The organism is Promineifilum sp. (SeqCode), from assembly GCF_041918635.1.
GTDB lineage: Bacteria > Chloroflexota > Anaerolineae > Promineifilales > Promineifilaceae > Promineifilum.
In genome coordinates this window covers 1-13460 of record NZ_JAYRVJ010000283.1, presented here as the reverse complement: position 1 = coordinate 13460, position 13460 = coordinate 1, and the positions used below count along the sequence as shown (strand labels likewise).

The following is a 13460-nucleotide window of genomic DNA, read 5'->3' as shown; positions in this document are numbered from 1 at the left end:
TTGAGCGCCTTGCACTGGAAGCAGGAGCTGAGCCGGACGCTCAGCCCGCCTGATCCGCTTAGTGGCCCGACGACCGCACGACCGCGCCTCGCCGTCGTCGGCGTGGGCCAGACCTTGCGCGGCGACGATGGCGCGGGGTCGGTCGTCGCTCAGGCTATCGCCCAACGACTAGCGGCGCAACCGTCTCCCCCCTCCCTGCTCATCATCGACGCCGGCCACGCGCCGGAAAACTGTCTCGGGCCGGTGGTTCGCTTCCGGCCCGACGTGGTGCTGTTCATTGACGCCGCCCGTGTGGACGCGCCCCCCGGAACCATCGTCTGGCTCCCCATCACACAGGCTGATAGCCGGCAAGGGGGCAGCACGCATACCTTGCCGCTCTCCATGCTTGGCGGCTACCTTGCGGCCGAGACCGGCGCGGCCGTCTACGTCATCGGCATCCAGCCTCACACCACCGACATGACCGGCGCCCTATCCTCCCCCGTCGCCCGCGCCGTCGCCGACGTAACCGACGCCCTCGCCACCCTTTTCCACAGTTGACGGACGACCGCCCACCGACCTACTGAATACTGATCTACTGAGCACTGACCACGTACGGGCGGGTTTGAAACCCGCCCCTACTGCCTCGCCGCCAACACCGCTTCCTCCGCGATCACCGCCGGCGACCGATCGGTCGTCAACACCTGAAACACCGCATCCCCCAGCGCGTCCAATAGCCGGCTCGTCTCGCTGATGGGCATCCCGGCCGACCGTTGCAGCTCACCATCGGCGAATCGAAAGTAAGGGTTCTCGACCGCCAACGCCTCCACCGCACTGCGCTGCGCCGGGAGCACCTGGCTGCGGCTGCTCCAGTTGGTCAGGTTCTCCGATCGAGTGAGGTAGCTCACCAATTCGGCGGCCAATGCCTGGCGCGATTGGTCGGTGGTGGTGATGGCCCACGCCCACGTCGTGGTTAGTGGCACAAGCGCCTCGTCGGGGCCGGGCACGGGCATGTACGCCTGGTCGGGCGTCGCGCCGGCCGCGACCGGCTCCGTTGGCTGGCTCAGCAGGAAGTCAGCCTGCATCCACATGGACTGGCTCAGCCCCAATTGGTGATACTGCCACGCCTCATCCAGCGTTTTCAGCTGGCTGCTCTGGAGCAGGTTATCTCGCCGCAGCCCGATCTGGGTCAACGCCTGGGCCAGCATCCCCGGCTGCAAGTCGGGCTGGCCGGCATCGTTGACCAGCGCGCCGCCCACGGCCAGGTAGAACTGAAGCCCAAACAGCGCCCCTTCGCGGCTGTCGGCTGGCAACACCATATTATGGTTGGTGTCGGAGATGAATTGCGTCCAGGTAAGAGGTACGTCGTCACCCGTCATCAGCGAGGGCCGGACTATCAGGTGAGTCAGCCCTGACGTGGCAAAGGGATAGCCATACAGCCGGCCATCACTGACCACCTGGCTCACCGCCGCCGGATAGATGTCGCCCAGAATCGCCGGATCGACCAGGTCATCAAGCGGCATGAACAAGTCCTGCGCGTTGGGATCACTCAGCACCCGGCCCGATACAGCGATGAGGTCAGGCATGACCGAGGGCGCGACCGTCCGACCCGCGCGCAGATAGTTGATGATGCCCCCCGGCCCCTCTAGAGGCTTCTGCTCAACGATCACGCTTAGATCGTCGTGGGTCGTTTCGAAGGCGCGAATCTGACTGGTCATCTCGCGGAAACCGGCCTCAGTGCGCGCCCCAATCTCCGGCGGAATCCAGACGCGCAGCGTCGCGGGCGGGGCCGGCTGTGGCGGCTGCGCCTGTTCAGTCGTCGCCTGGGGCAAGAGCGTCGCCGCCGGGTCGGTCGTGGAGTCATCCACAACCGTCGCCGCCGGCGATGGCGTCGCCGCGCCGCCCGGCAGGCGTGACGCCACGTAGTCACAAGCGGTTAGTAAGAGCAGCAAGGGCAAAAGGAGGAGAATTGAACGGCGGATAGGCATCGCGATCGGCGTACTCTGTGAAATCTGGGGGTGTTACTTTCGACCAGTATAGCACCGTTGGTAAAAGTTGCTTGCAGACAGACGACAGGATAAACTCGCACTCATGTCATTCAGCAGTGGCTATACCAATGAATTGTTGCAGATGCAGCGCATTGCTTCCACGACGGGGCGGCCTTCTCGAGGTGCGCCTGGTGAATGATTTTTATGTAAAGTAGCAAGATTGACTGTATTCACGAAGCCGGGGCGCAGAGACCCCGGCTTTTTTGTTTGTAAGCTAGACCTATCAGGTCTGGGCAGGAGGCATACTAATGGCGGAGATTATTTTGAAACTCGACCGCATCAGCGTCAGCCTGGCCGGCCGGCCGATCTTCGCCGACCTGAGCTGGGAGATTCAGCGCGGCCAGCGCATCGGCCTGGTGGGGCCGAACGGCGCGGGCAAATCGACGCTCATGAAGCTCGTTGCCCAGGAGTTGACGGCCGACGCGGGGAGCGTCTTCCGCCTCTCCGGGCTGAGTTGGGGACGGCTGGAGCAGGAACCGCACCTACCGCAAGGGCGTACCGTCCTGCAAGAGGCGCTGACCGCGCTGCCGGAGTTGGGCGACATCGAGCAGCAACTCGACGCGCTGGCTGACCGGCTGGGCCGGCCCGAAGTCTACGGCGACCCGGCGGCGCTGCGCAAGGCGCTGAAGGCGCAGGATCGCCTGCTCCACCAGTTCGAGCAACTGGGCGGCCCGCGCTATGAGAGCCGGGTCAAGGAGACGCTGACCGCGCTGGGCCTGGGGTCGGAGCGCTGGTCAACGCTAATGGAGCACCTGAGCGGCGGGCAGAAGAAGCTGATCATGCTGGCCAAACTGCTGGTGCAACAGCCGCCGCTCCTCCTGCTCGATGAGCCGGACAACCACCTTGATTTACCGGCCAAGCGGGCGCTGGAGGGCATCATCCGCGACTACCCCGGCACGGTGGTCATCATCTCCCACGACCGCTATCTGCTGGATGAGGTGGCGACCCACATCGCCGAGTTGGAGAACGGCCGGCTGACGCTCTACATCGGCAATTACACCGCCTACGCCACCGAGCGCCAGATTCGCCGTCTGCGCCAGCAGCAGATGTATGCCGCGCAACAGAAGGATATCGCCCGCATCGAGGCGGCCATCGCCCGGTTCCAGTTGTGGGCCTCGCTGGTGGTCAACGAGCGCCACATCCGCCAGGCGCGCAGCCGGCAGAAGATGCTGGCCAAGATGGACAAGATCGAGAAGGTGACAGAAGCCAAGCGGATGACGCTGGAGCTTAACGGCTGGCGAGGCAGCAACAAGGTGCTGGAACTGGCCGGCGTGGGCCGCACGTTCGACAACGGCCACGAGCTATTCGGCGACCTCAACCTGATCCTGTGGCACGGTGAACGGGTCGGTCTGGTAGGGCCGAACGGCGCGGGCAAGTCGGCGCTGTTCAAGCTGTTGCTCGCCCCCGATAGCGCCACGGCTGGCGAAGTCAAGGTCGGCCCCAGCATTCAAATTGGTTACTATGCGCAGGAACAGGAGACGCTCGATCCCAATCAAGACCTGATCACCTGCATTCGCGCCGCCGCGCCGCTGACGCGCGAAGCGGCTGTGGCCTTCCTGCTGCGCTTCCTGTTCAGCTATGACCAGACGACGCAGCCCATCGGCAAGTTGAGCGGCGGGGAACGCAGCCGGCTCCAACTGGCCCGGCTCGTCTTGCAGCGGCCGAATCTCCTGCTGCTGGATGAACCCACCAACAACCTCGACATCCCGGCCATCGAGGTGCTGGAAGAGACGCTGGACGAGTTCGTCGGCACGGTGTTCGTCATCTCTCACGATCGTTACTTTCTCGACCGCGCGGTGGATCGCATTGTGGAGTTGCGCGATGGCCAGTTGACCGAATATCTGGGCGGCTATACCGACTACCTGGACGAACGCGGCTACGATGTATAATCGGGGGGCTGGGTTTCTCAATAGAGACCCGGCCTCTCAGATAATATGAGCAATCCAATCGAAACATTCACCCCCGAGGCGTTCCACGAAACAGCCGCCGCCCTCCGCGCCGAGATCGGCAAGGCCATCGTCGGGCAAGAGGACGTTATCCGTCATGTGTTGATTGGCATCCTGAGCAACGGCCACCTTCTGCTGGAGGGCGTGCCCGGTCTGGGCAAGACGATGCTGATCCGCTCGCTGGGCCGGGCGCTCGATCTGGCCTTCAGCCGCATCCAGTTCACGCCGGACCTCATGCCGGCCGACATTACCGGCACGGAGATTATGGAGGAGCGCGAGGACGGCCGCCGCGGCTTCCGCTTCCAGCGCGGCCCCGTCTTCGCCAACCTGGTGCTGGCCGACGAGATCAACCGGGCCACGCCCAAGACGCAGTCGGCGCTGCTGGAAGCGATGCAGGAGCGCACGGTGACGGTCGCCAACACCACCTACCCGCTGCCCGCGCCCTTCTTCGTCCTGGCTACCCAGAACCCCATCGAGCAGGAAGGCACGTACCCACTGCCAGAGGCGCAGCTTGATCGCTTTCTGTTCAAGGTCAACGTGCCCTTTCCCTCGGCCGGCGATTTGACCGAGATTCTCAACCGCACCACGGGCGAGGCCGAACCGTCCTTGCGCCCGGTGGCCGACGGCGCGCAGCTCATCGCCATGCAGGCCGTGGCCCGACAGATCCCCGTGCCCACGGCCGTCACCGACTACGTCAGCCGGCTCATCGTCGCCACCCACCCTGGCCAAAGCGCCAGCCGCCTGGTCAACGAATACGTGCGCTATGGGGCCAGCCCACGCGGCGGCCAGGCGATCGTGCTGGGCGCGAAAGTTACGGCGCTGTTCGACGGCCGGTATAACGTCAGCTTCGACGACATTGCCGCCGTCGCCCCGGCTGCCCTGCGTCACCGCCTGCTCCTCAACTTCGAGGGCCAGGCCGCCGCCATCAGCCCCGACGCCATTATCACCGATCTCCTCACCATCCTCCCTGGCCCCTAGCTCCTATGATGCGTCTGTTTGAAGAAGCTACCCTGCGCAAGCTGGAACAGCTAACCCTCGCGGCCGGCGCAGTGCGCGTCGGCGCGATGAAAGGCGACCGGCGCAGCCGTAAGCGGGGCGCGTCCATCGAATTCGCCGACTATCGTGACTATGCGCAGGGGGATGACTTACGGCGGCTGGACTGGAACGTATTCGCCCGGCTGGAGCGGCCGTTCATCAAGCTGACTGAGGAAGAGGAAGACCTGGCCGTGCACATCCTGGTGGACACCAGCGCCAGCATGGACTGGCCGTCCTCCCTTTTATCGGGAGATGAGGGGAAGGAGCGCCCGGCCGAGAACAAGCTGCGCTACGCCCTGCAATTGGCCGGGGCGCTGGGCTACGTCGGGCTGACATCGGGCGATTTGGTACTGACGACCCTGTTCGACAGCGCCGGTCAGCGGACGTGGGGGCCTTTTCGCGGCCGGTCAAACGGCTGGCCGTTGATCCAGTTTCTAGAGGCCAGCTACGGGGGGTTCCCTCTCCCCGACCCTCTCCCGGCGGGAGAGGGAGCGCGCAAGACGGCGCTCGACCTGTCGTTGCGTCACTACGCCCTGCGCGCCCGCCGGCCGGGGCTGCTCTTTCTGATCAGTGACCTGCTTTCCCCGGCAACACTCTCCCCCGCTCCTCCGCCCCCCAGCCCCCCTGCTCTTCCCCCCCTCCCCCGCGACGGCCTCACCACCCTCCAGTCGCGCGGCTACGAGATCGCCCTGCTCCATCTGCTCAGCCCGGATGAAGTCGCGCCGGAGCTGAGCGGCGATCTGAAGCTGGTGGACGTGGAAACGGGCGAGACGGTCGAGGTCAGCCTCGATCCGGCAACCATCGAGGCGTACCTTAACGGGCTGATAGCGTGGCGGGAGGCCATTCGCGCCTTCTGCGGGCCGCGCGGTATCCACTACATTGACGTGACGACCGACCAGGCGTGGGATGCGCTCATCCTGCACACGCTACGGCGGCGGGGAGTGGTGCGCTGAGATGGCGTTCCTCGCCCCGGCGGCGCTGGCCCTGGCGGCTCTGGCGCTGCCCATTATTCTGCTCTACATGCTGCGGCTGCGGCGGCGGGAACAACCCATCAGCAGCGCGCTCCTATGGCGCGAGTTGGTGCGCGACCGCGCGGCCAACGCGCCGTGGCAGCGTTTGCGGCGCAATCTGTTGCTCCTGCTGCAGCTGCTCATTCTGGCGGCGCTGGTGCTGGCCCTGGCCCGCCCCTATCTGAGCGCGCCGGGGCCGATCGGCGGCGGGGCCATCGTCCTGCTCGACGCCTCGGCCTCGATGAGCGCCACCGACGGCGACGGCGGCGCGACGCGCTTCGCCGAGGCCGTGGCCGAGGTGGATCGCCTCATCAACGGGCTGAGCGGCGGGGATCGGCTGACACTCATCCAGGTTGGGCGCGCGCCGACCGTGCTGGCCGCGGCTTCCAACGACCGCGGCTTGCTGCGGCGCGCGCTGGCCTCAGCCGCGGTGGAGTATGGGCCGGCCGATTGGCCGGCGGCGTTCGCTCTGACCGCCGGCTCGACCCAGGGACTGAGCGATCCGCGCATCGTCATTGTTTCCGACGGCGGCTTGCCGGAGTCATTGCCCGCGCTGCCGGGTGAGGTGAGTTTTGCGCCGGTCGGCCGCGCCGGCGACAACCTGGCCATCGCCGCCCAGGCGGCGCGCGCCGCCAGCGACGGGACAGCCGGCGCGGAGTTGCTGGTCGCCATCAGCAACCCCGGCCCAACCGAGCGGCAAGGGTTGGTGAGCCTGTACGTGGACGGCGCGCTCTACGACTCGCGGCGCGTCGCCGTCACCGCCGGCGGGCGCGAGAACCTGACCTGGCCCGCGCCGGCCGGCGCGGGCGTGGTCGAGACGCGCCTGGAACCGGCCGACGGGCTGAGCGACTATCTGGCCGTGGACAACCAGGCCTGGACGGTGTTGGAGAGCGGCCAGACGCGGCGGGTGCTGCTGGTCGGCGAGGGTAACCTCTTTCTGGAGCGTTTCTTCGCCGTCTTACCGGGCTATGAACTGTTTCGCGCCTCGGAGGCCGAGTTTCTCGAGCGAGACGCGACGGCGGAGGCGTTCGATCTGGTCGTCCTGGATAGCGTCCCCCTGCCCGAGCCGTTGCCGGCCGGCAACTTGCTGGTGTTCAACCCCCAGCCCTCGCCCGCGCCCCTGCTGCAAGTGACGGGCAGCTTCACCGACACCGTGAACGTGCGCCTGGCCGACACGCCGCTGCTGGAAAACGTAGCGTGGCACGCGGTCAGCATCGCCGAGGCGCAGCGTGTGGAGACAACCGCGTTGGAGACGCTGGTAGCGGCCGAGGGCGGCCCGCTGCTGCTGGCCGGTGAGCCGGACGGGCGACGCGTGGCTGTCTTCACGTTCGACCTGCGCCGCTCTGACCTGCCCCTGCAGATTGCATTTCCGGTCATTATGGCTAACATTGTCGCGTGGCTGAGTCCAGGACGGGCCGTGGCCGATGAGGCCCTCCAACCGGGAGCGACCGTGACTGTAATCCCCGATGCGCGCGCCGAAGCGGTGGTCATCGCGCGACCGGACGGATCGATCTGGGAACAGCCCATAGACGGCGCGGGCGGCGCGCTGCGCTTCGCCGACACGCGACAACCCGGCATCTATACCGTCGCCTTCCGCGACGCCGCGGGGGCGACCCAGCCGGCCGGCCGCTTCGCCGTCAACTTCTTCGACGCTGAGGAGTCAGCCATTCAGCCCGCCGCAAGCATCCGTGTGGGACAGGTTGAAGTGACGCCCGACGCCGCCGGGGCGGCCGGCCGCCGCGAGTTGTGGCCGTGGCTGTTGCTGGCCGGATTGGCCCTTTTGCTGGCCGAATGGTGGGTCAGCTACCGGCGCGCCGCCGGCCGGCCGCGGTTCAAGTTTCGATGAATATGCCAGACGAGCAGTTGACCGACGCGGGCGCAGACCCGGTACAGGCCACTCCGACCCCTATCGCGTCGGGCGATGGCTCACGCGCCGGCCTGTCGCGCCAGTCGGCGCTGGCTGTTCTGGCGATCGTGTTGCTGCTGGGCGGGCTGGCGGTGGTGGCCCTCACGCTGGCCAGCCCAGGCAACCGGGGCCTGTTCCCTAACCTGCCTACCTTCACCCCGTTGGCCGCCGAGATTACGAGCGAGGCGGAACTGATCGGCTTCGCCGAACTCAACGCCGATCCGGCGGCCTTCCGCGACCGGCGCATCCAGGTCTCCGGCGTCTACACGCCGGTGGAAGTCCCTGACTGTCGCCCGTTCGCCGGCCCCGTCGTGCGCTGGAGCCTGGTGGACGAAGAACTACAACTCAACGCCATTGGCTTCGAGAACGTGCTGCCGTTGCTCGACGACGGCACGGAGATGACCATCGCCGGCATCTGGCGGGTCTATCAGGGGCCACTCGGTTGCGGCAAGGAGCCGGCCGACGACGAACTGTGGTATCTAGCGGTCGACCAGATTCTGGAGCCTAACCCGCTGTTCGGCGCGGGCGGTTCGTCGCTGACGGTGGTGGCCGGCTCGCCGCAGCCCACGCTGCCTCCGCTCGACCTGGCGCTGCCAACGCCGGCGGCCACAACCGCCTTGACGGCGACCGAGACGTTGCCGCCGACGGCGTCCCTCGCCCCCACACTGCCCTTCGGGCTGACAATGACCAGCACGCCAACGATCCCCGTCAGCGGCACACCTTCACCCACGGTTACGGTGGGCGCAACTGGGACACTCGGAACGCCCGCTGGCACGGGCACGCCCACACTGACGGTTACCCCCGGCCCCAGCCCAACACCCTCGCCCACGCTCAGCGGCAGCGAGACGGCCACATTGGAAATCCCGACCGCCACGACCGAAGGCCCCGGTTACCCCATCCCTCCCACCTCCACGACCGAGGGCTACCCGCCCCCCTAGGCTTTCGCCATGCCGCGCGTGTTCATTTCCTCCGTCACACCGCCGGCCGGGCCGGCTACGCCGGCGCTCTGGTTTCTGTTCCAGGGGACGCGGCTACTGGTCACCAAGGATGCGGAGCGGGCCGAGATTCCCTGTGTCGCCACGCCGGCCGACCTGGGGCTGGCGGTCGAACGCTGGCACTACCTGGGCCATCTGGAAGACGGGCCGGAAATGACCCACTGCTTCTGCGGCGAGATCGCCGAGGGAGTCGCGCCGCGGCCGGGCCTGTCCTTCGAGAATCTGCGCGCGCTCTTCCCGCTGCTGGACGAGACGATCTTCTGGCTGGCCGGGCGGGCGGTGCAGATCGTTGATTGGGATCGGACACACCAGTACTGCGGACGCTGCGGCTCGCCGACCACCAACCAGATTCAGGAGCGGGCCAAGCGCTGCCCCCACTGCGAGCTGACCAACTACCCGCGCCTGGCCCCGGCCATCATCGTGCGCGTCCAGCGGCTGAGCGAGGACGGGCCGCAGGTCTTGCTGGCCCGCGCCCGGCGCTTCCCCACCAGCCTGTTCAGCGTGCTGGCCGGGTTTGTGGAGCCGGGCGAGACGCTGGAGGAGTGCGTGCGGCGCGAGATTTACGAAGAGGTCGGCCTGCGCGTCGATAATATTCGCTACTTCGGCAGCCAGCCCTGGCCCTTTCCCCACTCGCTGATGATCGCCTTCGAAGCGGACTACGCCGGCGGCGAGATCGCGGTCGATCCGGTGGAACTGGCCGAGGCGCACTGGTTTGCCGCCGACGCCCTGCCCAACATCCCGCCGCCGCCCAGCATCGCCAACCAGTTGATCACGAGCTGGCTGGCGAGCGTCGCGCCGGCCCCCTGAAGTCGCGCCATTATTGTTTACCGGACGGGCGGCATGGGCTACAATCAGCGCAGTCCACTGTGGAACGTTGCCGGCCCAACGGGCGGCGCGGCACACTCTCAGCGGAGGGAGTTCTTGAGAAATATACTTGTCACCGGCGGGGCGGGCTTCATCGGCTCCAATTTCGTCTATTACATGCTGTCCAGGTATGACGACTGTCGCCTTGTCGTCTATGACAAGCTGACCTATGCCGGCAATCTGGACAACCTGCTGCCGGTTCAGGACGATCCGCGCTACACCTTCGTGCGCGGCGACATTTGCGACCGCGCCGACGTCGAGGCCGCCGTGCGCGCCCATGCCATCGACACCATCGTCAACTTTGCCGCCGAAACCCATGTTGACCGCTCCATCATGGACCCGGACGCGTTCATCCAGACCAGCGTTTACGGAACCTACGTCCTGCTGGAAGTCGCCCGCGCCTTCGGGCTGGAGCGCTATCACCAGATTTCGACCGACGAGGTCTACGGCCACGTGCCGGCCGGCCGGTCGAGCCGGGAAGAGGATAAGGTCGATCCGCGCAGCCCCTACGCCGCCAGCAAGGCCAGCGCCGATCTGCTGGTCAACGCCTACCACGTGACCTACGGCCTGCCGATCACCATCACGCGCGGCTCGAACAACATCGGCCCCTACCAATACCCGGAGAAGGTCGTGCCGCTCTTCGCCACCAACGCCATTGACCATCTGCCGCTGCCGGTCTACGGCGACGGCCGCCAGATGCGCGAGTATCAGCACGTCCGCGACCACTGTGAAGCCATCGACCTGGTGCTGCGGCGCGGACAAGTGGGCGAGGTCTACAACGTCGGCACCGGCGTGGAAGTAGAGAACCTGGCCATGGTTGAAATCCTGCTGGATGCGCTGGATCGGCCGCGCAGCCTCATCCGCCACGTCACCGACCGGCCAGGCCACGACCGCCGCTACAGCCTCGACATCCACAAGATCATGGCCCTGGGCTGGGAGCCGGGTCACACGCCGGAAGAGGCCATTGCCGAGACGGCGCGTTGGTACCGCGACAACGAATGGTGGTGGCGCAAGATCAAGAGCGGCGCGTTTCGCGAGTATTACGAAGCCCAATACGGTGAGCGGCTGCGCACGGCCGCGCCTTTGCCATAAGCAACCGATTTGAACGATTTGCACTAACGATCAGTTGTCACAACAGGAGTACATCGACATGTCCGAGACCAAGAAAGAAGATGTGATGACGACCTCATCAAGCTTCGTGGACGGGAAGAAAGGGGAGTTGATCTACCGCGGCTACGACATTCGGGACCTGGGGCCGAACGCCACCTTTGAAGAGGTGGTCTATCTGCTGTGGAACGACAAGCTGCCCAACTCCCACGAGTTGGAGTTGTTCAAGGCCGCGCTCCAGTCCAAGCGGGCGCTGCCTGACCTCCTGTACCACATCATGCGGCGCTTCCCCTGGGAGGCGACGCCGATGGCCGTCCTGCGCACAGCGGTCAGCGCCATGAGCCTGCTGGATCGCAGCGCCGACGACATCAGCCTGGATAGCGCCCGCGATAAGGCGCTGGTGCTGACGGCGGTCATGCCGACCATCGTCGCCGCCTGGGAACGGATCCGCAACGGCAAGGAGCCTATTGCGCCGCGGGTTGGTTTGGGACAGGCTGCGAACTTCCTCTACATGCTAGACGGCAAAGAGCCCATGCCTGAAGCCGTCGCTGCGCTCGATTCCTACCTGGTCATGCTGGCCGACCACGGTTTTAACGCCTCAACCTTCGCCGCGCGCGTCACCACCAGCACGGGCAGTGATGTGTACTCGGCCATCGTCAGCGCCATCGGCACGCTCAAAGGCCCGGCGCATGGTGGCGCGACGCAGCGCGCGATGGAGCAGTTCATCCACGCCGCGCAGCACGGCGACGTGGGCGACTGGTTCAAGGAGACCCGCGCCACCGGTAAGCGCATCATGGGTATTGGCCACCGCATCTATAAGGTCGAAGACCCGCGCGCCCGCATCATGCGCGGCCTGGCCGAAAAGGTGGCCCACAGTAGCGGCACGGGCAACTGGTTCGACATCGCCACCGAGATCGAGTCGCTGGCGCGCCAGGACGAGTACTTCATCGAGCGCGACCTGTACGCCAACGTGGACTACTACTCGGCCGTGGTTCTGTACACGCTGGGGCTGCCCATCGACCAGTTCACTTGCCTGTTCACCATCAGCCGCGTCGCCGGGTGGTGCTCGCAGGTGTTGGAGCAGTTGGCCGACAACCGGCTCATCCGTCCCAAGGAGGGCTACGTCGGCAAGCGCGACCAGACTTACGTGCCGCTGGCCGAGCGGTAAGAAGGGAAGAATCCGCAGATTTCACAGATTACGCAGATTAAGAAGCTCACGCAAAGTCCGCCAAGATCGCTAAGAACGCAAAGATATATGTTCTCTTGGCGCTCTTGGCGCATTTTGCGAGTTTTGCGTGAGCCTCTTAGAAATCGGCGTCATCGGTGACGCTTCATCAATGCGTGATGAGAACTGGCCGGGAGCGCAAGAGCTTCCGGCCAGTTTTTCTATAATCTGGAACATGCATAGACAACGCCTCCTCATTTTGATCGCCTCGATGTTGATCCTGCTCCTGCTGGCCGCGTGCGGCGCAGGCGAGAACGAAGCCGGCCAGGGCAGCGAGCCATCCGTGGCCGAGGTCGTCGCCACACCTACCCTGCCCGACGCTACCAATACCTACATCCCTATCGTCGAAGCGGAGGCCACCCCCACGGCCACGCCGACCCTGCCGCCCACCGCGACGCCGACAGCCACGCCGACAGCCACGGCCACACCGCTCAGCCCCATCGAGGGTGTGGCCGTGGAATCGTACCTGGCCACCGGGCTTCAGAAGCCGACCGTCATCACCCACGCTTTCGACGACCGGCTGTTCGTCGTCGAGCAGGTCGGCCGGGTTCGCATCGTGCGCGACGGGGTGTTGGCGCCCGATCCGTTCCTCGACATCGTGAACCTCGTCGGCTCGGACAGCAGCGAACAGGGGTTGTTGGGGCTGGCTTTCCACCCCAACTATGCCACGGCCGGCGCGGCCGGAGAGGGGCAATTCTACGTCAATTACACCGACAAGAACGGCGACACTCACATTTCGCGCTTCTCCGTCTCGGCCGACAATCCCGATCGGGCCGATCCGCAGAGCAAAGTCGAGTACCTCTTTGTCGATCAGCCCTACCCCAACCACAACGGCGGCATCCTGGCCTTCGGCCCGGATGGCTACCTCTACGTCGGGCTGGGCGACGGCGGCAGCGCCAACGACCCGCTCAACGCCGGCCAGAGCCGGACGACGCTGTTAGGCAAGATCCTGCGCCTCGATGTAGACAGCGAGGCCGATCGGTACGCCATCCCGCCCGACAACCCCTTCGCCGGCGCGACCGACGCCCTGCCAGAGATTTGGGCCTATGGCCTGCGCAATCCGTGGCGCTTCTCCTTTGACCGGGCGACTGGCGACCTGTACATCGCCGACGTGGGCCAGGCCACGTGGGAAGAAGTGAACTTCCAGCCGGCCGACAGCGCCGGCGGTGAGAACTATGGCTGGCGGATCATGGAGGGCATGCACTGTTTCCAGGCGGAGACGTGCGACCAGACCGGTCTGGTGCTGCCTATCTTCGAGTACGACCACTCGCAGGGCTGTTCCATCACCGGCGGCTACGTCTACCGCGGCCAGGCGCAGCCCGAGATGACCGGCAACTACTTCGTCGCC

At 65.9% G+C, this 13460-nt stretch carries 11 protein-coding genes; 10 read left to right on the top strand and 1 reads right to left on the bottom strand.

The window, feature by feature from the left end:
* A partial coding sequence (locus ACE3UY_RS09325; protein WP_374687270.1) for a hydrogenase 3 maturation endopeptidase HyCI occupies nucleotides 1-537 on the top strand: 537 nt, incomplete at its 5' end.
* 77 nt (nucleotides 538-614) lie between these two features.
* Here the strand turns inward: ACE3UY_RS09325 and ACE3UY_RS09320 are convergent.
* On the bottom strand, nucleotides 615-1898 hold the full coding sequence (locus ACE3UY_RS09320) for an ABC transporter substrate-binding protein (RefSeq protein WP_374687269.1): 1284 nt from the start codon (nucleotides 1896-1898) through the stop codon (nucleotides 615-617).
* 374 nt (nucleotides 1899-2272) lie between these two features.
* On the opposite strand from ACE3UY_RS09320, the gene abc-f reads away from it, so the two are divergent.
* From abc-f to ACE3UY_RS09275, 9 genes are all read left to right on the top strand, one after another.
* Nucleotides 2273-3913 (top strand): ribosomal protection-like ABC-F family protein, encoded by a 1641-nt coding sequence (abc-f, locus tag ACE3UY_RS09315; RefSeq protein ID WP_374687268.1) that lies wholly within the window; start codon nucleotides 2273-2275, stop codon nucleotides 3911-3913.
* Nucleotides 3914-3958: 45 nt separating this feature from the next.
* Nucleotides 3959-4948, top strand: a complete 990-nt coding sequence (locus tag ACE3UY_RS09310; protein ID WP_374687267.1) for an AAA family ATPase — start codon at nucleotides 3959-3961, stop codon at nucleotides 4946-4948.
* A 5-nt stretch (nucleotides 4949-4953) separates the two neighbouring features.
* Nucleotides 4954-5958, top strand: coding sequence for a DUF58 domain-containing protein (locus tag ACE3UY_RS09305; RefSeq protein WP_374687266.1), 1005 nt, complete (start codon nucleotides 4954-4956; stop codon nucleotides 5956-5958).
* Between the two features lies 1 nt (nucleotide 5959).
* On the top strand, nucleotides 5960-7861 hold the full coding sequence (locus tag ACE3UY_RS09300) for a VWA domain-containing protein (RefSeq protein ID WP_374687265.1): 1902 nt from the start codon (nucleotides 5960-5962) through the stop codon (nucleotides 7859-7861).
* Nucleotides 7858-8859: a hypothetical protein gene (locus tag ACE3UY_RS09295; RefSeq protein WP_374687264.1), complete on the top strand. Its 1002-nt coding sequence runs from the start codon at nucleotides 7858-7860 to the stop codon at nucleotides 8857-8859. Before ACE3UY_RS09300 ends, ACE3UY_RS09295 begins: the two co-directional genes overlap by 4 nt.
* 9 nt (nucleotides 8860-8868) lie before the next feature.
* Nucleotides 8869-9723, top strand: a complete 855-nt coding sequence (gene nudC, locus ACE3UY_RS09290; RefSeq protein ID WP_374687263.1) for an NAD(+) diphosphatase — start codon at nucleotides 8869-8871, stop codon at nucleotides 9721-9723.
* A gap of 114 nt (nucleotides 9724-9837) precedes the next feature.
* Nucleotides 9838-10872: a dTDP-glucose 4,6-dehydratase gene (gene rfbB / locus ACE3UY_RS09285; RefSeq protein ID WP_374687262.1), complete on the top strand. Its 1035-nt coding sequence runs from the start codon at nucleotides 9838-9840 to the stop codon at nucleotides 10870-10872.
* A gap of 58 nt (nucleotides 10873-10930) precedes the next feature.
* On the top strand, nucleotides 10931-12055 hold the full coding sequence (locus ACE3UY_RS09280) for a citrate/2-methylcitrate synthase (protein ID WP_374687261.1): 1125 nt from the start codon (nucleotides 10931-10933) through the stop codon (nucleotides 12053-12055).
* Between the two features lie 232 nt (nucleotides 12056-12287).
* Nucleotides 12288-13460 (top strand): sorbosone dehydrogenase family protein (locus ACE3UY_RS09275; protein ID WP_374687260.1); only part of this gene is annotated, 1173 nt, incomplete at its 3' end.

Coding starts and splice junctions, on each gene's coding strand:
- ACE3UY_RS09305 (WP_374687266.1), top strand. CDS start 4,954: ATGATGCGTCTGTTTGAAGAAGCTACCCTGCGCAAGCTGGAACAGCTA.
- abc-f (WP_374687268.1), top strand. CDS start 2,273: ATGGCGGAGATTATTTTGAAACTCGACCGCATCAGCGTCAGCCTGGCC.
- ACE3UY_RS09310 (WP_374687267.1), top strand. CDS start 3,959: ATGAGCAATCCAATCGAAACATTCACCCCCGAGGCGTTCCACGAAACA.
- ACE3UY_RS09280 (WP_374687261.1), top strand. CDS start 10,931: ATGTCCGAGACCAAGAAAGAAGATGTGATGACGACCTCATCAAGCTTC.
- ACE3UY_RS09295 (WP_374687264.1), top strand. CDS start 7,858: ATGAATATGCCAGACGAGCAGTTGACCGACGCGGGCGCAGACCCGGTA.
- nudC (WP_374687263.1), top strand. CDS start 8,869: ATGCCGCGCGTGTTCATTTCCTCCGTCACACCGCCGGCCGGGCCGGCT.
- ACE3UY_RS09300 (WP_374687265.1), top strand. CDS start 5,960: ATGGCGTTCCTCGCCCCGGCGGCGCTGGCCCTGGCGGCTCTGGCGCTG.